This window comes from Pseudoalteromonas sp. SR43-3 (genome assembly GCF_014163875.1).
Lineage (GTDB): Bacteria > Pseudomonadota > Gammaproteobacteria > Enterobacterales > Alteromonadaceae > Pseudoalteromonas > Pseudoalteromonas distincta.
Map to the genome: position 1 here is coordinate 90390 of NZ_JACJEC010000008.1, position 21452 is coordinate 111841.

At 41.0% G+C, this 21452-nt stretch carries 21 protein-coding genes; 11 read left to right on the top strand and 10 right to left on the bottom strand.

What is annotated here, in order from left to right; all coding sequences use genetic code 11:
• Positions 1-10: 10 nt before the first annotated feature.
• Entirely contained in the window at positions 11-487 is a 477-nt protein-coding gene (locus H5088_RS11690; protein ID WP_002958838.1) for an FxsA family protein, read from the bottom strand.
• A 178-nt stretch (positions 488-665) separates the two neighbouring features.
• Here H5088_RS11690 and cutA point away from each other — a divergent pair, with 178 nt between their 5' ends.
• From cutA to accC, 5 genes are all read left to right on the top strand, one after another.
• Complete coding sequence (gene cutA / locus H5088_RS11695) at positions 666-986, top strand: divalent-cation tolerance protein CutA (protein ID WP_002958839.1); 321 nt, start codon at positions 666-668, stop codon at positions 984-986.
• Positions 986-2815: a protein-disulfide reductase DsbD gene (locus H5088_RS11700; RefSeq protein ID WP_182752927.1), complete on the top strand. Its 1830-nt coding sequence runs from the start codon at positions 986-988 to the stop codon at positions 2813-2815. Before cutA ends, H5088_RS11700 begins: the two co-directional genes overlap by 1 nt.
• A gap of 228 nt (positions 2816-3043) precedes the next feature.
• Positions 3044-3496 (top strand): type II 3-dehydroquinate dehydratase, encoded by a 453-nt coding sequence (gene aroQ, locus H5088_RS11705; protein ID WP_002958841.1) that lies wholly within the window; start codon positions 3044-3046, stop codon positions 3494-3496.
• 38 nt (positions 3497-3534) lie between these two features.
• A complete protein-coding gene (gene accB, locus H5088_RS11710; protein ID WP_182752929.1) occupies positions 3535-3999 on the top strand; it encodes an acetyl-CoA carboxylase biotin carboxyl carrier protein in 465 nt (154 codons plus the stop codon).
• Positions 4000-4025: 26 nt separating this feature from the next.
• Positions 4026-5366 (top strand): acetyl-CoA carboxylase biotin carboxylase subunit, encoded by a 1341-nt coding sequence (accC, locus tag H5088_RS11715; protein ID WP_002958843.1) that lies wholly within the window; start codon positions 4026-4028, stop codon positions 5364-5366.
• 208 nt (positions 5367-5574) lie between these two features.
• On the opposite strand, the gene H5088_RS11720 is transcribed toward accC, so the two are convergent.
• A complete protein-coding gene (locus H5088_RS11720; RefSeq protein ID WP_024596672.1) occupies positions 5575-6276 on the bottom strand; it encodes a FadR/GntR family transcriptional regulator in 702 nt (233 codons plus the stop codon).
• Between the two features lie 199 nt (positions 6277-6475).
• Between H5088_RS11720 and H5088_RS11725 the strand changes: the two genes are divergently transcribed.
• The gene (locus tag H5088_RS11725; protein WP_002958845.1) at positions 6476-7234 is read left to right on the top strand and encodes an SDR family NAD(P)-dependent oxidoreductase; all 759 of its coding nucleotides are present in this window, start codon (positions 6476-6478) and stop codon (positions 7232-7234) included.
• A gap of 3 nt (positions 7235-7237) precedes the next feature.
• The gene (locus tag H5088_RS11730; RefSeq protein ID WP_182752931.1) at positions 7238-8188 is read left to right on the top strand and encodes a 2-dehydro-3-deoxygalactonokinase; all 951 of its coding nucleotides are present in this window, start codon (positions 7238-7240) and stop codon (positions 8186-8188) included.
• A gap of 59 nt (positions 8189-8247) precedes the next feature.
• Here H5088_RS11730 and glpD read toward each other — a convergent pair whose 3' ends face one another.
• From glpD to galE, 7 genes are all read right to left on the bottom strand, one after another.
• Positions 8248-9753: a glycerol-3-phosphate dehydrogenase gene (gene glpD / locus H5088_RS11735; RefSeq protein WP_182752933.1), complete on the bottom strand. Its 1506-nt coding sequence runs from the start codon at positions 9751-9753 to the stop codon at positions 8248-8250.
• Between the two features lie 211 nt (positions 9754-9964).
• Positions 9965-11464 (bottom strand): glycerol kinase GlpK, encoded by a 1500-nt coding sequence (gene glpK / locus H5088_RS11740; RefSeq protein WP_033013631.1) that lies wholly within the window; start codon positions 11462-11464, stop codon positions 9965-9967.
• 207 nt (positions 11465-11671) lie between these two features.
• Entirely contained in the window at positions 11672-12994 is a 1323-nt protein-coding gene (locus tag H5088_RS11745) for a dienelactone hydrolase family protein (RefSeq protein ID WP_182752935.1), read from the bottom strand.
• A 29-nt stretch (positions 12995-13023) separates the two neighbouring features.
• The gene (locus H5088_RS11750; protein WP_182752937.1) at positions 13024-14028 is read right to left on the bottom strand and encodes a Gfo/Idh/MocA family protein; all 1005 of its coding nucleotides are present in this window, start codon (positions 14026-14028) and stop codon (positions 13024-13026) included.
• Positions 14029-14047: 19 nt separating this feature from the next.
• Positions 14048-15196: a galactokinase gene (gene galK / locus H5088_RS11755; protein WP_024606495.1), complete on the bottom strand. Its 1149-nt coding sequence runs from the start codon at positions 15194-15196 to the stop codon at positions 14048-14050.
• A complete protein-coding gene (locus H5088_RS11760; protein WP_182752940.1) occupies positions 15186-16250 on the bottom strand; it encodes a UDP-glucose--hexose-1-phosphate uridylyltransferase in 1065 nt (354 codons plus the stop codon). The genes galK and H5088_RS11760 overlap by 11 nt, the downstream gene beginning before the upstream one ends.
• 1 nt (position 16251) lies before the next feature.
• On the bottom strand, positions 16252-17265 hold the full coding sequence (galE, locus tag H5088_RS11765; protein ID WP_182752942.1) for a UDP-glucose 4-epimerase GalE: 1014 nt from the start codon (positions 17263-17265) through the stop codon (positions 16252-16254).
• Positions 17266-17532: 267 nt separating this feature from the next.
• On the opposite strand from galE, the gene H5088_RS11770 reads away from it, so the two are divergent.
• Both H5088_RS11770 and H5088_RS11775 read left to right on the top strand, forming a co-directional pair.
• Positions 17533-18363, top strand: a complete 831-nt coding sequence (locus H5088_RS11770; protein ID WP_182737765.1) for an SDR family NAD(P)-dependent oxidoreductase — start codon at positions 17533-17535, stop codon at positions 18361-18363.
• Entirely contained in the window at positions 18363-18719 is a 357-nt protein-coding gene (locus H5088_RS11775; protein WP_182695908.1) for a putative quinol monooxygenase, read from the top strand. Before H5088_RS11770 ends, H5088_RS11775 begins: the two co-directional genes overlap by 1 nt.
• A 62-nt stretch (positions 18720-18781) precedes the next feature.
• Here H5088_RS11775 and H5088_RS11780 read toward each other — a convergent pair whose 3' ends face one another.
• Entirely contained in the window at positions 18782-19024 is a 243-nt protein-coding gene (locus H5088_RS11780; RefSeq protein ID WP_182712480.1) for a YdcH family protein, read from the bottom strand.
• A gap of 550 nt (positions 19025-19574) precedes the next feature.
• Here H5088_RS11780 and H5088_RS11785 point away from each other — a divergent pair.
• Positions 19575-20156 (top strand): aminodeoxychorismate/anthranilate synthase component II, encoded by a 582-nt coding sequence (locus tag H5088_RS11785; RefSeq protein WP_024596662.1) that lies wholly within the window; start codon positions 19575-19577, stop codon positions 20154-20156.
• Positions 20157-20199: 43 nt separating this feature from the next.
• On the top strand, positions 20200-21360 hold the full coding sequence (locus H5088_RS11790) for an HDOD domain-containing protein (protein WP_182752944.1): 1161 nt from the start codon (positions 20200-20202) through the stop codon (positions 21358-21360).
• The last annotated feature ends 92 nt before the right edge of the window (positions 21361-21452 follow it).

Here is a 21452-nt window from a genome sequence, read left to right on the forward strand (position 1 = left end):
CGATAAATTTTTAATCTTTTCGCTCATATTCGCCATCAATAGTCGTTGGTCGTTCCATTTGCCCTTGCTCTCGTTCAGCATGTTGCTGCCCAGCAAACGGCGATGGCCCTTGTTGCCTACCTGCGCTCATTCTAACAGTTGCTTGGCTAGCAAGGCCTGCGGCCAGTTTGTTACGAATTGCAGGCGTTAATAATAGTAACCCAAACACGTCGGTCATAATGCCAGGGGTAAGTAATAATACCCCTGCAATTACAACGCATATTCCGGTAAATAATTCTTTGGCTGGCATTTGCCCTTGCGCCATTTGCGCTTGTACGTTTTGCAGCGCACCCATACCTTGTGTTTTAACCATTTTGGCACCTAAAATCGCGGTAATAACAACAAGTGCAATTGTTGCAAATCCGCCAATCACATCGCTTACTTGAATCAGTAAGGCGATTTCGATAATAGGGATGATGATAAACAACACAAATAAAAATCTAAACATAGCGCTCTCTAAATAATGACACTCAAAAGAGTTGATGAAATATAAATGAGGGTGACTAGGTCTCTTTTCAAGGTTAGGGCATAGGTATAGTCATTTTACTGATATTTAAGCGTCTACACATTGTATCGGCTATCAGATACTATGAAGCTAGACACTGTCCAATAAGAATAGGTTCATAATGACTACGCATTTTAAAATGATTTTTACGACTTGCAAAGACGAAGCAGAAGCACGCAGCCTAGCAAGGGCGTTGGTAGAAAAAAAGCTAGCAGCTTGTGTAAATATTTTACCTAACATGGGCTCTATTTATATGTGGGAGGGCGAAGTAGCAGAAGCAACTGAAGCCAAGCTACTTATAAAAACAAAAGCAGATAAAATGAACGATGTGTTTTTAACAATAAAAGAGCTACATAGCTACGAAGTGCCGGAGATTCAGGTTGTAGAAGTTTCAACCGGTAATTTGGCGTATTTTAATTGGATGGACGAGGTACTGAATTAATGCGTTTTTTCTTTTTATTGTTGGTTACATTATTAACTGTACCCGTAAAGGCTGCGACTAATAATGTGCTTGGTGATCTGCTTGGGCCTCCGCAACAGACTTTTTTACCTGTAGACCAAGCGTTTGTTTTTGATTTTGACCAGCAAGGCAGTACCTTGTTTGTAGGTTGGGATATAGCGCCAGACTATTATTTATATAAAAAGAAAATAGAAATTATCGCCAAAGGTGCAAACATTCAAGTAGGCGACTCTGGCCGTGGCGAAATTATTGAAGATGAATTTTTTGGTAAAACAGAGGTTTTTTTTAATTCCGCGAGTGTTATTAGTAAGCTAAGTAATATAACCGAAGGCGCCGTGGTTAAAGTTCGTTACCAAGGCTGTGCAAAAGCAGGGCTTTGCTATCCACCAGAAGTAATTAGCATCCCACTTAGTGTTATTAGTGGCGCACAGGTTAAAAATGTAGATCAAAATAGCGCCACTGATGAAGCGGCAACTGCGCAAAGTACATTTGCAGCACTCAACGAGCCAACTACTGAACCTACAACAAATTCGGATGATACCGAAAAAGAGCTCACTTTTACTGAGCAATTAGCAAGTCAGGGCTTAATAACTAATTTACTCATATTTTTTGTTGTTGGTGTAGGCCTTGCTTTTACGCCCTGCGTATTCCCTATGTTTCCTATTTTGTCGAGCTTAATTGCGGGTCAGCAAAACCTTTCGACTAAAAAAGCGTTTGCGTTGTCGTTTGTATATATACAAGGCATGGCTGTTACCTATGCAGCGCTTGGTTTAGTTGTTGCGGCGCTTGGTGGGCAAGTGCAGGGGTATTTACAGCATCCATTTGTATTAGTTAGCTTTAGTTTACTATTTGTATTATTGGCTATGTCGATGTTTGGTTGGTACGAAATTAAACTGCCAAGCAGTATGATGAGCAAGCTAACCCAAGTAAGTAATAACCAAAAAGGCGGCAACTACGTTGGCGTATTTTTAATGGGCGTACTGTCGGGGTTAATTGCATCACCGTGTACTACTGCGCCACTGTCAGCGGCGCTCTTATTTGTAGCGCAAAGTGGTGATTACTTAGTGGGTGGTTTAACGCTATACGTGCTTAGTTTAGGTATGGGGTTACCACTTTTATTACTTGGTACATCTGGCGGTAAATTGCTGCCTAAAGCAGGTGGTTGGATGGAGCAAGTTAAAACTTTGTTTGGTTTTGTGATGCTCGTTGTGCCGCTTATATTACTTGAGCGACTAGTAAACGCCGACATTATATTATTAATGGCAGGTGTGCTTGCATTAGCAACGGCACTTTACCTACATCACTGGCAAAGTAGCCAAACACAAAGCAAGTTAAAAACTGCATTATGGTTTGCTGCAACGCTATTAGTTATGACAGGGTTTACGTTAACTAAAAACTACTTTTGGCCAGTACAAGCTGTGCAAGTAAGCTCACAAAGTAATGAGTTTAAAAAGGTGGCGGATTTAGCTGAGCTAAAAGAGGCCGTAGCGCAAGCGAGTAATGAAGGTCGAATGGTTATGGTCGACTTATATGCTGACTGGTGTGTGGCGTGTAAAGAGTTTGAGCATTACACGTTTCCAGATGCCAAAGTGCAAAGTGAATTTAGCCATTATCAGCTAATTCAAGTTGATTTAACTAACAGTGACAATAAAACAATTGAGCTAATGGAAGAGTACACCGTGTTTGGTTTACCTAGTATTTTGTTTTTTAACACCCAAGGTAAAGAGCTAACTACACAACGTGTAACCGGCTTTTTAAACGCAGAAGATTTTGCTAAACACCTTGCTACAGTGCGCGCCAGCGCACAATAATAGTGCAATAGAGCCACTTGGATATACCAAGTGGCTTACGACTCCCTCCTGGTTCTTCGTTCCCAAAATAGAGATTGGACCAGTATTTTGCTGCTATTTACATCGAAATCACTATAATAGTTGGTTAACGTGAGAATTTGTTGCTACATTACTTTTTTCTGCTTACTTAAAAGCGAAAAACTACTTAGCAACCGCTTAACTCATTACTTATAGGATATATCGCGTATTATGGCTGCAAAATTTAACCTTTTAGTTATAAATGGTCCAAATTTGAACATGCTTGGCAAGCGTGAACCGGATAAATACGGTTTTCAAACGCTAAGTGAAATTATGAGCGAACTAACCAGTGCCGCTGATAGTCTAGATGTTGAGTTAGCACATTTTCAAAGTAATAGTGAGCAAGCCCTCATTGAGCGAATACACAGTGCTTGGCAAGCGGTTGATTACATAATAATTAACCCTGCTGCATTTACGCATACAAGCGTTGCATTACGTGATGCATTGCTAAGTGTTGATATTCCGTTTTTTGAAGTGCACTTAAGTAATGTGCACGCACGTGAAGCCTTTCGTCATCATTCGTATTTTTCTGATGTGGCACAAGGCGTGATATGTGGATTAGGTGCAATGGGTTACCACGCAGCATTAAATGCCGCTGTGAGCCGGTTGAAAAACTCGATTTAATTTTAAATTAACACACAAACAAACAGGCGGGTCGTGTAATGGATATTCGCAAGATAAAGAAGCTTATCGAATTAGTAGAAGAATCAGGTATTGCTGAGCTAGAAATCACTGAAGGTGAAGAATCAGTACGTATTAACCGTAACAACATGAGCGCAGGCCCTGGTTACCCGCAATTTGCTCCACAGCAATATGCACCGGCGCCAGCAGCCCCAGCTCCAGTTGCAGCAGCTCCTGTAGCAGTTGAAGCAGCAGCTCCAGCAGAACCTACTGGCCATCAAATTAAATCACCAATGGTTGGATCTTTCTATGCAGCAGCGTCTCCTGAAGCTCCAGCGTATGTAGAAGTTGGTCAGCAAGTTAAAGTTGGCGATACGCTTTGTATTATCGAAGCTATGAAAATGATGAACCAAATTGAGTCAGATAAAGCCGGTACAGTAAGAGCTATCTTAGCTGAAAATGGCGAGCCAATAGAATTTGATCAACCTCTATTCATCATTGAATAATAGCGTAACCTAAAAGGCCAACTCTAATGTTAGATAAAGTAGTCATTGCAAACCGAGGTGAAATTGCACTTCGTATATTGCGCGCCTGCAAAGAGCTTGGGATCAAAACGGTTGCTGTGCATTCAACGGCGGATCGCGATCTTAAGCATGTATTGCTTGCAGATGAAACCATCTGTATTGGTAGACCATCAGCAACTGAAAGTTATTTAGATATCCCGCGCATTATTGCTGCGGCTGAAATAACTGACGCTGTAGCGATTCATCCAGGTTACGGTTTCCTTGCAGAAAACGCTGATTTTGCCGACCAAGTTGAGCAAAGTGGTTTTGTATTTATTGGTCCAAAAGGTGACACTATTCGCCTTATGGGTGATAAAGTTTCTGCTATTTCAGCAATGCGTAAAGCAGGCGTTCCATGTGTACCAGGGTCTGATGGTCCGGTATCAGATGATAAAGAACGTAACATGCAAATCGCCAAACGAATCGGTTACCCGGTAATCATCAAAGCCGCTGGTGGCGGTGGTGGTCGTGGTATGCGTGTTGTTCGTAGCGAATCTGAACTTATTGATTCAATTGCATTAACACAGCAAGAAGCTAAGCAGTTCTTTGGTAATAGCATGGTTTACATGGAGAAATTCCTTGAAAACCCACGCCATATCGAAGTTCAAGTATTAGCAGATGGCCAAGGTAATGCAGTACATTTAGGTGAACGTGATTGTTCTATGCAACGTCGTCACCAAAAAGTAGTTGAAGAAGCACCAGCGCCAGGTATTACTGCAGAAACACGTAAATTTATTGGTGAACGCTGTACACGTGCATGTATCGAAATCGGTTACCGCGGTGCAGGTACGTTTGAGTTTTTATACGAAAACGGCGAGTTTTACTTCATCGAAATGAATACACGTATTCAGGTTGAACACCCTGTAACTGAAATGGTTACTGGTATTGATTTAATCAAAGAGCAGTTAAAAATTGCTGCGGGTCAACCATTATCATTCACGCAAGACGACGTTGTTATTCGTGGTCATGCTATTGAGTGTCGTATTAATGCTGAAGACCCTGAAACGTTTATCCCTTCACCGGGTAAAATTACACGTTTCCATCCTGCTGGTGGCTTAGGTATTCGTTGGGACAGCCATATTTACGCTGACTATACGGTTCCACCACATTACGATTCAATGATTGGTAAGTTAATCACTTACGGTGAAAACCGTGACGTAGCTATTGCCCGCGCGCGCAATGCACTTAACGAGCTAGTAATTGACGGAATTAAAACTAATACTCCTTTGCATAAGAGAATTCTTGCAGATGAAAACTTCCAAAATGGTGGTACTAACATCCACTATCTTGAGAAGAAATTAGGATTGTAATTCTAGCCTGTAAAAAGGCGTTTTATCTTAGTTAATAACCCGAGTTATTAAGCTGATTTAAATAATTGAAAATCCGATATCAGGAGACTGATATCGGATTTTTTAATGCCTGTAATTTAAGTTTTATAGGCAATAAAAAAGTCCATAAAATATACTGCAAAGAGTAAATTCGATGGACTCAATATTTATATAATATGTTGAACTAACATTACACTAATTTAGATTCAATTAACTGTAGTGCTTCTTCTAAAATTGTTTCTACTGCTTTTTTAGCGCGCTCAGGATCGCGTGACTTTATAGTCTCTAAAATATCAGCGTGCTTAGCAACATCTGCGCCCGGTACACCTTTAATGTGGTTTGTATAACGAATACTTACTCTAAGAGCTGTACTAATAAACTCAGTTAACTGCACAAAAAAGCGATTGTTACTGGCCACTAATATGCTGGTATGAAAAGCAATGTCGGCTTCTAATGGGTCGTCTAAGCCTTCGTCTGCTTCAGCCATACGGGCTAAGGCACTATCTATGTCAGCGAGTTGTTCAGCAGTTGCATTTAGTGCTGCAAGAGCGGCCGCTTGTGGTTCAAGGGCTACGCGTACTTGAGTAAACTCTTTTAATAACGACAGTGATGGCTTACTGCTTAAAATCCAACGTAGTACGTCGGTATCAAACATGTTCCAGCTACTTTCAGGTAATACACGAATACCTTGCTTAGGACGCGATGAAATTAACCCTTTAGCAGAGAGCATTTTTACCGCTTCGCGGGTAGCGCTGCGACTTACATCATACTTTATACATAAATCGGCTTCAGAAGGCAGGCCTTCGCTTACAGGGTAAACACCACGCACAATAGCAAAACCCAAATCGTGGGTTAATTGTTGTGTTAAATTTTGACGGGGTTGGCTTTTCATTGCGCAGGATTCCGAGTTGATATATTGCTTTATTATATATCATATATCATATTAATGTACTTAAGGATATGATATAAACTTTTAATTAGTTAAATATTTTAGCACAGCAATAACAACTTAGTTTGGCTCTTTATACTGTAAATGTAAGTTTATAAAGGGTTTAATTAAAATTGAAAATGCGCTGTATGGAGAGTTGAATTTGAACACCCTAGCTCAATATCATAGTCTTTCTGGTAAAGTTATTTTTATTACAGGCGGTGCATCAGGCATTGGTAGAGCAATGGTTAAATCCTTTGTAAACCAAAATGCAAAAGTGGCATTTATAGATATTGATGATAAGGCAGCGCAATCGCTTATTCGTGATTTACCCAATGCAAAACTATGGTATAGGCAAGTTGATGTAACTGACTCTCATGCACTTCAGCAATCACTTGTGGATGCATGCGCCGCTTTTGGTGCCATTAATGTACTAGTTAATAATGTAGCGAACGATCGCCGTCAAGCAAGCGAAGACGTTACAGTGCAAGACTGGGATCAGTGCTTACAAATAAACTTAAACCCTGCATTTTTTGCCTCTCAAGTTGCTATGTCTTTTATGAAGGGCGATGGAGCGGGCAGTATCATTAACTTTAGTTCTATTAACGCTATTATGGGGCAACCTCAAATGGCAGGCTATGTAACCGCAAAAGCAGGCCTAATAGGTATGACTAAGGCACTGGCTCGCGATTACGGCGAGTTTGGTATTCGCGTTAACGCTATTTTACCAGGGTGGGTGGCTACCGACCGTCAACTAGCAAGCTGGTTTACCGAAGAAGAGCAAGTTAAGTGGATGGAAGCCATGGCGCTTAAAAAATTAGTAACTCCTGAAGATGTTGCTAATTTGGCACTCTTTTTAGCCGCCGATGAAAGCAGTATGATCACCGGGCAAAGTATTAAAATTGACGGTGGGAGGCTTTAAAGCTTGGCTACTTCATCTCTTTTTATTGCTGTTGACTGGGGCACGAGCCATTTACGCGCTTATTTGTGCGAAGTACGAGCGCAATCAACACTTAAACTATTAGCACAACGTGATGGCCCAGGTGTTGTTAAAGCAAATCAAAATTTTGAGCAAACCCTAATCGAGACCATTGCAGTGTGGAAGCAAGAATATGGCAGCTTACCTATATATATTGCAGGACAAATTACCTCAAGCATCGGCTGGCACGAAACACCTTATTTAGAATGCCCAATTAATCCCGAAGGGTTACTTAATGCTGCTGTTAGCTTTGATTGCGATGGACATATTATTAAAGCGTTACCTGGCACAAAGTGTACGCTGCAAAATGGCTTGTTTGATGTAATGCGCGGTGAAGAGCTGCAAATTTTAGGGTTTTTAAAGCAAAACCCAGAGTATCAACAAGGTAAAATATTACTCTGTTTGCCTGGCACACATACCAAATGGGTGCTTATAAACAATGGCGAAATCATTTGCTTTAAAACAGCCATGACCGGTGAGTTATATGATTTGTTATGTCATCAAAGTGTTTTAATTCCTAACGACTGTGCAGAAGGTGAGTTTGACTTTAAAGCATTTGAGCAAGGCTGTGAGCTAACTTTAGGTAGTGATAGCGGTAACTTGGCACATGGTATTTTTAGTGTGCGTACCCGCCAGCTTTCAAAGGAGTTAACGCCAGTACAAGCTAAAGCCTATTTGTCGGGTGTATTAATTGGCAGCGATGTACGAGCAGCTCGCCACGCTAGTGAATGGCAATTATTAAGTGATACACAAGTTGTGGTGATTGGCACAAAGCAGCTGAATAAGTGTTTTACTACGGCGCTTAACCAAATAGGTGTGAAGTGTGTTGAGTTTGATATTAAAACAGCGACGCTTAGTGGCTTTAATTATTTATTTAATTTAGAGTCAAAAAAATAAACCCCTTTATAACGGTTAAATTATAAAGGGGTTAACAGGAAGCTATTATAACTTGATAGTTAAGCGCTTTTAGCTGCTTGGTTATGCTCAATATAATCATTAAGCGCAGCAACTTGCGCCTCATTAAAACGTAGTCCTAATTTGCTGCGGCGCCATAAAATATTGTATGCGTTTTCTGCCCACTCTTCATTTAGCAAGTAATCTACTTCTGCTGCAAATAAACCATGGCCAAAATCTTGGCCTAAATCACTCAGCCCAGTTGCACTACCTAAAATATGTTTAGCACGAGTACCATAAGTGCGTACAAAGCGTTTAAGTGTTATTTCAGGTAGCCATTCGTATTTTGCTTTTAGCTCTGATTTAAGTGCTTCTACAGAGCTAAAATCACCACCAGGGAGCGGACTATGTTTGGTCCACGCATTGCTCATTTGCGGATAAAAATCTTCAAGCTTATTAACCGCAGCTTCGGCAAGTTTGCGATAAGTTGTAATTTTTCCGCCAAACACACTCAGTAGAGGTGTTTGCTTAGCATCACTCGAAAGCTCTAATTTATAATCGCGAGTAACGGCTTGTGCATTAACTGATTCGTCATCAAGTAATGGGCGTACACCAGAAAAGGTATGTACTATGTCTTCGCGTTTAATCGGTTGTTTAAAGTAGGTATTAGTAATATCAATTAAGTAATCGATTTCTTCATCACTAATTTTAACGTCTTGTGCCTCACCTTTGTGCTCAACATCAGTCGTGCCAATAAGTGAGTAATCATCTTCAAACGGAATAACAAACACAATACGCTGATCTTTATTTTGTAAAATGTAAGCTTGTTTTTCATCGTGAATGCGCGGCACCACAATGTGGCTGCCTTTTACAAGGCGAATATTTTGTGGTGATTTTTCTGTTAGTGCTTCGTCAAATAATTTAGCAACCCAAGGGCCCGCAGCGTTAACAATACCTTTGGCAGAAATGCTGTATTTAGCTTTACTTTTTTGCTGCTCAAGCGTTACCTGCCACTTACCTTGCTCGCGTTTGGCATTTACACACTTAGTTTGCGTGGTAATAACGGCGCCTTTTTGCTGCGCTGCTAGGGCGTTTAAAACGACTAGGCGAGAGTCATCAACCCAGCCATCTGAGTATTCAAAACCTTTGGTAATAGAAGGTTCTAGTACGCTATTTTCGCCAAACTTGATGCTTCGAGAACCCGCTAGTGTTTCGCGCTTTGCTAGGTTGTCATACATAAACAAGCCAATACGAATCATCCACGCAGGGCGGAGGTGTTTTTGATGCGGCAATCTAAAGGTTAGCGGCCACATAATATGAGGTGCGTTTTTAAGTAGCACTTCACGCTCTGCTAGCGCTTCTTTTACTAATCTAAATTCGTAATGCTCAAGGTAGCGCAGACCGCCGTGGATCAGCTTAGAACTGTTTGAAGATGTTGCACAGGCAAGGTCTGATTGTTCGCACAAGAGTACTTTTAATCCTCTGCCTGCTGCATCAGCTGCTATTCCAGTGCCGTTTACACCGCCACCGATGACTAGTAAGTCATATTCGTTATCTGCTAATTCCACCGAGCTAACCTTTTTATTTGTAATATAAATAAGACATAAACATCATAAAGCTGCTGTTTTCATTTGACAATAGAAAACCCAGTTTTTTATTCGTTAATTTTGACGCCAATCCATTTTCAATTTAAAGCAGTAAAACATGCCTTTTAAATCTAGCATTTAGCTAAGTTAAAAAAGCAAAGTGGCTAAAGTACTGGCCTTAACCACTTAGTATTTACTGCGGGCAGTTTTTATTCGTTAAGCACACTTGAGCTACGCAGTGCTGCCATTTTGCGTATAGATCGTTACGCTCGTCGGCACTCATGGTGGGCTCAAAGCGACGGTCGCATGTCCACATTTTAGATAACTGTTCAGTTGACTCGTACACACCTGCTTGCAAGCCTGCTAAATAAGCGACCCCTAAAGAGGTGGTTTCGGTCACTGTTGGTCGCTCAACTGTTGCACCTAAAATATTTGATAAAAAGGTCATAACCCAATTATTTTTTACCATACCGCCATCTACACGAAGCACACTTGGGCGAAGGCCATCACGCTCCATCGCTTTTTGTAAATCTTTGGTCTGGTAGCCAACTGATTGCAGCGCTGCAGCAACAATAGTGCTAATACCAGAGTCGCGTGTTAGCCCTAAAATAGCGCCACGTGCATTAGGGTCCCAATAAGGAGCGCCTAAACCAGTAAACGAAGGCACTAAAAATACACCATGATCGAGCGGTACATCTTTAACCATCGACTCACTTTCGCCAGCATGGCTAAGTAGTTTTAAGCCTTCAACAATCCACTGCATAGTTGCGCCAGCCATAAATATACTGCCTTCAATGGCGTAAGTTGGCTTGCCGTTTAATCTATAAGCAACAGTGGTCAGTAAGCGGTTTTCTGAGGTCAGTGCTTTTTCGCCAGTGTTAAGCATTAAAAAACAGCCAGTACCGTAAGTACTTTTAGCCATGCCTTGTTCAAAACATGCGTGTCCTACAAGCGCAGCTTGTTGATCGCCTGCAATACCACAAACACGAATTGGCGCGCCAAAAATGTCAGCGCTGGTTGAACCAAACTCGTCAGCTGAATCCATTACTTCTGGCAGCATAGATTCTGGAATATCGAATAACTCTAAAAGCTCTTGATCCCACTGCTGGGTATGAATATTAAATAACATGGTGCGCGATGCATTGGTTGCATCGGTTCGGTGCTCTTTACCGCCAGTTAGCTGCCAAAGTAGGTAAGTGTCAACCGTACCGAAGGCGAGTTCGCCTGCAAGGGCTTGTTCGCGTGCGCCTTCAACGTTATCTAAAATCCAACGAACTTTAGTGGCCGAAAAATAAGGGTCGAGTAATAAGCCTGTTTTATCGCTTATTGTTTGGCAAAGCTCATCAGTTGTTAGGCTTTCGCAATAGTCACTGGTGCGACGGTCTTGCCAAACAATTGCGTTATAAATTGTTTTGCCTGTTTTTTTGTTCCATACCAAAGTGGTTTCGCGCTGATTGGTGATACCAATGGCAATAATTTCTTCAGGCTTTACATCGTTTTTAGTTAACACTTCGCGACTAGTGCTAAGCACTGTTTGCCAAATATCGTTAGGGTCGTGTTCTACCCAACCATTTTGTGGAAAATGCTGCGAAAATTCTTGTTGTGCTGTACCAAAAACGTCTGCATCTTTTGTAAACAAGATGGCCCGAGAGCTTGTGGTTCCTTGATCAATTGAGAGTATGTATTTGGACATGATATTTGTGTTATTTATCTTATCTTATATATGACTAGATTGCCTTTAACCGAAGTTAATGGCAATGGTTTTTTCTTAAAATAGCAGATTAAAAAATAAACACGCCAATATTTGCTGGTAACTCTTTTATATAAAAGGCGTTTTATTTTTGCATTATTTTAAGGGCGTATGCGGCTATTGATTAAAACAACCGCTTAAAGCTTATTATTACTTGGTGTGAGGTTTAGCTTGTTGCCAATCCATACCGGTAGAAAAGCGATTATCAAACCCGCGCCACTGAGGCAGCGGCTTACCATCAACAACAGCTTGGTCGCCGTTTTGTGGTAAATCTAAGTATTTACACTCGCTGGCTATGCCTTTTACGTGGCAATCCATCATGGCAAGTACAAAGTGTTTGTTGGTCTCGTTTAGTGTACGCATAGACCACGAAGGCTCGTAGTAATGGCCTATATCTAACTCACTGCTGCTTTGTGCAATAGCAGGGGCTGGGTGTGGTGCAATATTATGGCGCGCATTTTTGTAAGTAAGCATGTACTTATCTTCGCTGCCTGTTTGGTTATAAAGGTTTTTAATGCCTTCATAGCCTGAAATGTCATCTAAGTTACCGGCTACATAAAGCGAAGGTACTTTAATATTTGCCATTGCTTTGGCATCAAATATAGCGTGCTGTCCGCCCCACGGTGCAAAGGCCACCATCGCTTTTATACGAGGGTCTATTTTTGGGTTTTGGTATTGTCCACCAGCGCAGCTGTTTAGTAATTGCTGTACTTTTTTAATTTGAGCTGGGTCTTTCATACCCGTAAACATAGCCGTAGTTTGCTCATTAAAAGCGTAACAACCACCTATCGTATTTACCGCGCCATAGCCACCCATTGAGTAACCAATTACACCTGCGCTTTTGTTATCTACCTGCTTGCTGGCAAAGTTGTTTTGCTCATTAAAGTAATTAATTACAAACTGCTGATCGCGTGAGCGATTTATAAGCGTGCTAAAAAAGCCAGAGAACGGTGCGTTTTTAAAATCAACATCGGCATTGGTTGAGTCAGTATGGTCAATAGCTACCACAATGTAACCGTGCGACGCTAAATGCTCGCCAAGGTAGTACATAATTGTACGGTAACCGGTATAACCGTGCGAAAGCACTATCACAGGGTAGTGCTCTTTATTATTAATGGCGACATCACGCATTGCATCGGCTTGCAAAGTAAACTCTTTACCTGAGCGAGTTTCATCTGTGTAGCTGCTAAGTGGCGCTTTTGCTGTATTTGCAGCCGGATACCACACCTCTACTTTTAAAGGACGATCTTTTTGACCTTGTGTAGCGGGGTCAAATTGCGCAGGGTTAACTAAATCAAGTGTTTGCACACCTACATTGTAGCTACCTTTAGCTGCAAGCTCTGGCAGTACTTCGCTAGTGATTGGCGGGTATAGCTGCTCTGGTTTATTAGATTCAGCAACAGCTACACTGGCAGATAAACTGCACGTTGCAAGTAATATGGCTTTTGAAAGCGCCTTGAGTGTGTGTGTCATTGTGTGTCCTTGTTGTGTATTTTTATTTTTTAATTAGTCAGTTCAGCCGACTCGACGGCATTGCTGTATTGCAGCTGCCACTGTGCTCGCAAGGTATCCATTATGTTCATAACTCGTAAGCTAGTACTGAGGGGCAACACGCTGCTTTGAGTTTGTTTTTGTAATATACACTGCGTGACATGTGCAATTTCAAACTTAAAGTTTTCATCGCCACTAAAGTTGTATTCAAAGTACTGAGGGTCTTGGTCTTTTATGTGTAGCTCTAGCGTTTGTGCACCTACAAACTGAGGTATTCGAATATAGCCAAGCTCACCATTAATACATGCTTCTGTTGGGCCATTTTGCTGCAGTGCGCTGGCAAGAGATGCAAATTGCCCGTTACCGTAATCAACTATAGCAGTGCTTCGCTCATCAACGCCGGTTGTGCTTTTATGTACAAAGGAGTTGATGTGTTCAGGGGCTTTATTAAATACCACATCAGCAATCGAAATAGGATAAATACCTAAATCGAGCAGGGCGCCACCCGCTGTTACAGGGTTCATTAATCGGTGAGTGTCGGCAAAGCTGCCAGGTAAACTAAAGTTGGCATTAACACTGTGCACATTACCAATAACACCTTCACTTAGGAGCTGTTGTAATTTTACTATGGCTGGTAAAAACCGCATCCAAACGCCTTCCATTAAAAAGCAGTTTTGTTGCTTGGCAAGCTCAGTGAGACTTTGCAACTGCTTAGCATTAACGGTGATTGGTTTTTCGCTTAGCACGTGCTTATTGTGTTTTAAGCATTGGGCTATCGTTTTAAAGTGTTGATCGTGGGTATTGGCAATATAAATAGCATCTATATCTGGGCATTGCATAAGAGCTTGATAGCTTTCATAGCCTTGAATATTGTACGGTGTGGCAAATTCTTTAGCGCGCTGTATACTCGTTGATGCCGCGCCAATAAGCTGTGCATCACTGCAATGCGCAATGCTTGTAGCAAAGGTGTGAGCTATATTGCCACACCCAATAATTCCCCAATTAACCTTTGCCATGCTTATTCCTTAAGTTTATTTAAAAAGACGTAATCTGTAATCCTGAACCCGCTGAACATACGTAAATATCAGCATTTAAATTAAAGCGTTCAAAGTAATGCTTTTCTACCGCTGCTTTAATTAGTGGTACTTCCGCATCACGACATAAACATACAATTGCGCCACCAAAACCACCCCCTGTCATACGAACTGCGCCACGCTCGCCCATCGCTTCTTTACAAATTTCTACTAAGCCATCGGTTGCAGGTACGGTTACTTCAAAGTCGTGTTTAAGTGATTGATGCGATGCAGCCATTAGCGTACGAAGTGCATCCATATCGTTATTTTGTAGTGCAGTAGTTGCTGCAATTACACGGTCGTTTTCGCTAATTACGTGGTGTGCACGTTTATATTCGTTTTCGCTTAATGTCGCTTTTACTGCTTGCAGGCCAGCCATGGTGGCTTGGCGAAGTGTTTCTACACCCATTTTTACAGCAGCTTGTTCGCAGTCAATACGGCGCTGGTTGTATTCGCTATCAACCAACTTACGCGGGTAGTTTGAATTAACAATAACAATATTTAAATCATCAGGAACTTTAACTGATTTGGTTGCGAGGTTTTCACAGTCGATTAATAGTGCATGACCATTCTCGCCTTTAGCTGAAATAAGCTGATCCATAATGCCGCATTGGCAATGCATAAAGTCGTTTTCGGCTTCTTGACCAAATAGCGCAATTTGCTCTGGCGGTAAACCAAGCTGTGCAATATGGTTAAACATACCGCCTACAGCAACTTCTAGTGCGGCCGATGACGACAAGCCACTACCTTGCGGTAAGTTGCTGTCAATAAGTAGGTCGGCGCCACGCAGTGTGTAGCCCGCTCTTTTAAGAACATAAGTAACAGCACGAATGTAGTTACCCCATTGCGACTGGCCTTCAGTGATTTCTTCATCAACACTAAAGCTGTCTTTTTCGCCTGGGTAATTTAAAGAATGCACAGTAATAATATTGTCGTCGCGCTCTTTAAACATCACTTGGGTACGAAACTCTAACGAACACGGTAAAACAAAACCGTCGTTGTAGTCGGTAAATTCGCCAATAAGGTTTACACGCCCCGGTGCTGCTGCAATACCTTGAGCAGGCGCGCCATACAGTGACAAAAATTGTTGTTGGAATTCGTTAAGCTTCATCTGTGTGTCCTGCTGTATCTTTATAGTGTGTTGTACTGGCTGCTTTTAAAATAGAAGCAGCGGTTTCTGCGCTTAAATCGCGTTGGCTTTCGCCTAGCATTTCGTAGCCTACCATGTGTTTTTTAACAGTAGCAGAGCGAAGTAGCGGCGGATAAAAATGAGCATGTAAGCGCCAATATTGCTCATCAGAGCCTCTGTTAGCCGGTGCATTGTGCCATCCCATTGAGTATGGGAAGCTGCAATTAAATACGTTGTCGTACTTAGTGGTTAATACTTTAAGTGCCTGTGCCAAAGAGTCGGTTTGGACATCGTTTAGCTGGCTAAAGTTTTGAATATTATCTTTAGTTACTAGCATTGTTTCAAACGGCCACGCAGCCCAAAATGGCACAACAACAAGCCAATGTTCGTTTTCAAATACAACACGTGTTTGATCTGCTTGCTCTTTTTGTGCGTAATCGGCAAGCATAGCTGTACCATGCTTTTTATAATAAGCAAGCTGCTGGGTATCTTCGGCTTCTATTTCGGTTGATAAATGCGAGTGGGCCCATACTTGGCCGTGAGGATGAGGTTGCGAACAACCCATTATCTCGCCTTTATTTTCAAAAACTTGTACGCATTCGTACTGCTGTGCAAGCTCTGTGTAATTTTGTTTCCAGGTTTTCACTACTTCGTGCAATGCGTTTTGGCTAAGCTCTGGTAGTGTTTTATTATGCTCTGGAGAAAAACAAATTACGCGGCATTCGCCACTGGCTTCGTCGGCAATAAATAAATCACTGTCTGACTCTAAGCTTTGTAATTGCTCGCTGGCATTAGGCGTTAATGCACCAAAGTCATTTCTAAATACGTGTGTGTATTTATAATCTGGGTTACTGTCGCCATTTGCACGGGTATTACTTGGGCAAAGTGGGCAGCTTTCATCGTGTTTTGGTAATACGTTTTCGTTAACGGCTTCTGTTGCGCCTAACCATGGGCGGTTATTACGATGTGGTGACACTAATACCCAACGACCCGTTAGCGGGTTTTTACGTCTGTGAGTACTTTCTAATAAAGCCATGTTAACTCTCCAACCCACTTGGGTAATTAGTTTGCCAGCGCCATGTGTCGTTTGTCATGTCGCTAAGTGTTAGTTCTGCGTACCAGTTAAGTGTGTTTTGCGCTTTTGTAGCATCGGCGTAGTTACAGGCAATATCACCTGCTCGGCGCGGTGCAATCTTATACGGAATATCTTTATTGGCTGATGCGCTAAATGCGTTGATCATATCAAGCACAGAATAACATTGCCCTGTGCCTAAGTTGTAAGCATGAAATGCGGTATCTGTTTTATGCTGCATAAATGCCGCAACATGACCTTTAGCTAAATCTAAAACATGAATATAGTCGCGCACACCTGTGCCATCTTCGGTGTCGTAGTCGTCACCAAAAATATTAACCACGTCACGTTTACCTACTGCAGTTTGGGCAATAAATGGCATTAAGTTATTAGGAATACCATTAGGACTTTCACCTAATAAACCACTTGGGTGTGCACCTACTGGGTTAAAGTAACGAAGCGCAATACCCATAAATTGACTGTTGGCATTACATACGTCTTGCATGGCTTGTTCAACCATGACTTTAGTCCAACCATAAGGGTTCGTTGCGCGTATAGGGTGCTTTTCGTCAATAGGGAGGTAGTCTGGCTCGCCGTATACTGTAGCCGATGAGCTAAATATAATATGGTTAACGCCTTCATCTTGCATGTTTTGTAGCATGCTTAATGTGCCCGACACGTTATTTTGATAATAACGCAGCGGTTGCTCGGTAGATTCGCCAACGGCTTTTAAAGCTGCAAAGTGAAAAACAGCTTCGGCTTTAGTGTGTTTTAGAGCGAGCTTAAACTGTTGCTCGTCTTGTATGTCGCCCAAAATAAACTCAAACCGAGTACCCGTAATCTTTTCGAGTTGGTCAAGTACCCGCGCACTTGCATTAGACAAGTTATCATAAATAACAGGCGTAATACCTGCTTCATGCAATGCAATACATGTGTGGCTACCTATGTAACCCATGCCGCCAGTAACTAAAACTTTCATGTTATTTCTCGAAAAGTGTATTTATATGATAAATACTACTATTAAGGTGGTTTAAAAACAATAGTTATGATTGCTGAGTAATTCAAATAAAAGCCTAAAAAATATTCAGCTTAAACACTCATCTGCCTTTTAAAGGAATACTTTTATATTAACTAACATAGGCTTAGCTTTATCAATTAATTCTATAAACTGATTCAACTATTGGCCTAATTATCAGCAGTAAGTCGGGGTGCTAATATAGCGAAAATAAAGTAAGGAGAGATCAACATGAACAAAACAATTTTACTTACCGGCGCAACCGATGGCATTGGGCTAGAAACTGCAAATATGTTATTAGCACAAGGTCACACCGTATTATTACATGGCCGCAGCCAAGCAAAGCTCAATGCGCTGCAAGCAGCTTTAACCGAGCAATACCCAAATGCAAGTACACATACTTATATTGCTGATTTAAGCGATATGAGCCAAGTTCAAACTTTGGCAAAAAATGTATTAGCCGATATGGCCGAAAATAATAACCAGCTCGACGTACTTATTAATAATGCAGGCGTTTATCAATTAGTTGATGCTACAACAATTGACGGCCTTGATGCTCGCTTTGTTGTAAACACGATTGCGCCATATCTTCTTACAAAACTATTATTACCTGTCCTTGGTCATGATTCGCGAGTGGTTAATGTGTCATCAGCTGCGCAATCAAGCGTTAACTTAAATGCACTTATAGGTAACACTGAACTTTCTGATAGTGCGGCTTATGCACAAAGTAAATTGGCTATTACTATGTGGTCACGTCATTTAGGGCTTGAGCTTAAAGATATTGGGCCATTAGTTGTATCGGTAAACCCTAAATCGTTACTGGGAAGCAAAATGGTAAAAGACGCTTACGGTATAGATGGTGGGGATTTAAAAATTGGCGCAGATATTTTTTGTCGCGCAGCGCTTAGTGATGAATTTAAAGATGCCGCAGGCCTGTATTTTGATAACGATACAGGACGCTTTGCGCCTCCTCATGTTGATGCACTTAATAATGCTAAAAATCAACAGCTCGTAGATACGTTAGACAGTATTTTAGCACAGCTTAAATTAGGTAAAGCATAATGAAAAAGCATGTTACCTGGACAGTACAAGGCCAAATTAAAGAAGGTAAATACGATGAGTTTTTACTGGTAATGGCACAATTAGTTACTTTGGCTAAAAGTGAAGCGGGCACTTTAGTGTATGAGTGGACAGTAAGTGATGACAAGCGCAATGTACATATTTACGAGCGTTACCAAGATGAAGATGCTGCTAAAGCGCATCTTGCTGGTTGGGGCGAAAGTGGCCCACTATTTTTAAGCGTAGTCGATATGGATAAAGTAACGGTATTTAGTCAATTATCAGAAGAGTTTGCACAAGCCTTTGCAGGCCCAAGCAGTGTATTTATGAAACCTGTGGGTGGCTTTGTAAAGTTTTAGAGAAAATACCCATTGTTGATCTAAAGAGCTCACCTCATCAGTGAGCTCTTTTTTTAGTGGCATTACTGCTCTTGCTGTAAGCGCTCGTATAACCAATCTTTTAATTCTGTACGTTCGTGTTTTAATAGATGCATTTGTTGATCGCTTATGGGCGCATCTTTGAGCTCTAACACTCTAATCTCTTTATCTAGCTTGTCGTACTTATCTGCTTTTTTTGCAAATTCAGTATCGCTTTCATTTAACTCGGCAATGGTCTTTAAGTACTCTGGAAAGTCATTTGTTAATGAGTGGTCTTCGCCTAACATATTCGCTCCTTAGTAGGATATAAATGAGCTCACAAGTAAGTGAGTTGTATAAGTGAATTACTGCTTTTCATATAATACACTGGGGCTTACATAGATATAATTCAACCATTGAGCCACTAATTTGATGTAGCACAAACAATCTGTTTATTTTGCTCAGTAAGGCATTTCACCAAAGTATTTAATAGTGCGATCAATAAATGCACGTACTTTAGAGGTCAATAATTTATTGTTGGGGTATACAGCCTACGTAGGTGTATTAACTAGTCGTAAAAAGCTTAGGGTTCGATATTATTGCTCAAGGTGCAAGGAATCTCTGGCTAGAGAAAATAAATTTAAATATCATCATGATTCAATACGTTAGTAAATCTCTTAACCAGAGTTCAAGTTAAGTAAACCAATACCCGCTAAAGGCTTTTAAGCATTTTAGCTAAAAGAGTTAATTTTTAACGCTTTTTGCTAATTTATGTTGGTTAATTAATAGTGGTAGAATGCAGCGCTTAGTACCACTTGTGTAAAGTAGTGGTCAATAATTTATAAGGTCTGTTGTGTAATGCTGTTGATGATCGACAACTACGATTCGTTTACTTACAACTTAGTGCAATATTTTCAGCGTTTAGATCAAGACGTTTTAGTAAAACGTAATGATGAGCTAAGTATTGCACAAATAAAACAGTTAAACCCGCAGCACATCGTGTTATCGCCAGGGCCATGCACCCCTAACGAAGCGGGTATTTCACTAAATGTTGTTGAGCAACTAAAAGGGCAATATCCTATTTTAGGGATTTGCTTGGGGCATCAAACTATCGCACAAGCTTTAGGTGGAGATGTAATTCGTGCTAAAAAAGTAATGCACGGTAAAACATCACCCATAGTTCATACTAATAAAGGGGTGTTTAAAGGCTTAGCTAATCCGTTAACGGTATGTCGTTATCATTCTTTAGTGGTTAAAGCGCAAACTCTGCCTAAAGAGCTTGAAGTAACCGCATGGACTCAAACTGAGCAAGGCGAGTTTGACGAAATTATGGGGTTGTTACACAATGAACTTGCTATCGAAGGTGTGCAGTTTCATCCCGAAGCTATTTTAACTGCTCAAGGCTTAGAACTGCTTGATAACTTTTTAACTCGCTTCTAATGTTATAATACACATAGCATTTTATACTTTATTAATGGATGTCATGACTGAACTTGTAGCCCAGCAGCGTACTGCCAAAATACTAAGCCAACGAGCTCATGACTTATTGCTTGGGCATAGCTTTGCGCATCAGCAAATTGGTTTCATTCATACATTAGATATAGATTACGGCGAACCCATGAAGCAGCGTACCTTGCTGCAGGTTGAAGTGGCCGCACAGAATAAACGCCAGCAAAGCAGTACTGCACATCATAAGTACCGCGCTCAAGCCAGTGAGCAACTGCACAAAACAATTGAAACAGCTATATATAAGCAGCTCGAAGATATAGATGGCGTAATTCATAGCACCATAGGTATTGAAGATGGTATTGCCAATATACTCGATATATTAGCGGTAAAGTCAGCATCGGTAGGGCGTTTAGAGCCATTGGTTAATGATATAAGCTGGTTGGGTAGGGAGTTAGTAACGCTCGTTAATTTACCTTACTATCGTAATCAACGTAGTAAAAACACGTCTGTAAAAGTAGATAAACCATCGCTTGCCCTTCGTTATATTGGCCTTGATAACTTACAGCTAGTTATTCCTACATTTGCTGCCCGCCATTGGATGCCACATAGCACCGAACCATTTTCGTTATTAAAGCGTCGTTTACGTGACAGTGCCATGGCAAACGCCATTGCTGCGCAAAAAATTGCACAAATTAATAATGTAAATGACGTTCATGCATTTACCCTTGGGATGCTTTTAGATGTAGGGCGAATTGCATTAGTGCGCTTGTACTTAAAAACGTTTGAGCAAATATGGCAACGTAAAGTACAGCTAGCCCGAAATGAAAACCAAAAAGATTTACACACTGCTTTATTAGAGCTTCAGCCCGACTCGCTATTTTTAACTACTCTACTTAGCAATAAATCGATAGAAGTAAGCGCTAAGGTAATAGACAAAATGGCTTTTAAATATTTACCGTTTAAAGGGGTAATGCAGCAGCTAGTAAATGGGGTAGATAAGGGCGATACATTACTGCCATTAACAGAAGTAATGCTAAAGGCACGGTGCTATTCTCAATATCTTAATTTAAAAGAACATCAACTTATTGAGCCTGATGAAGCTCTAAGCTGGTTTTCGCACTTTAAGTTCACTAAAACGGAACTAAAAACCCTCCAATCGAGTAATTTTACCAATTTAGCTATTCAAATTGACTAAAAATCTGAATTTTTTGTTAATTTTTTTGCGACTAACCATTCATTTTCATCTTATTGTTATATTACATATTTGCCGATTAAAGCGTGTGCGCC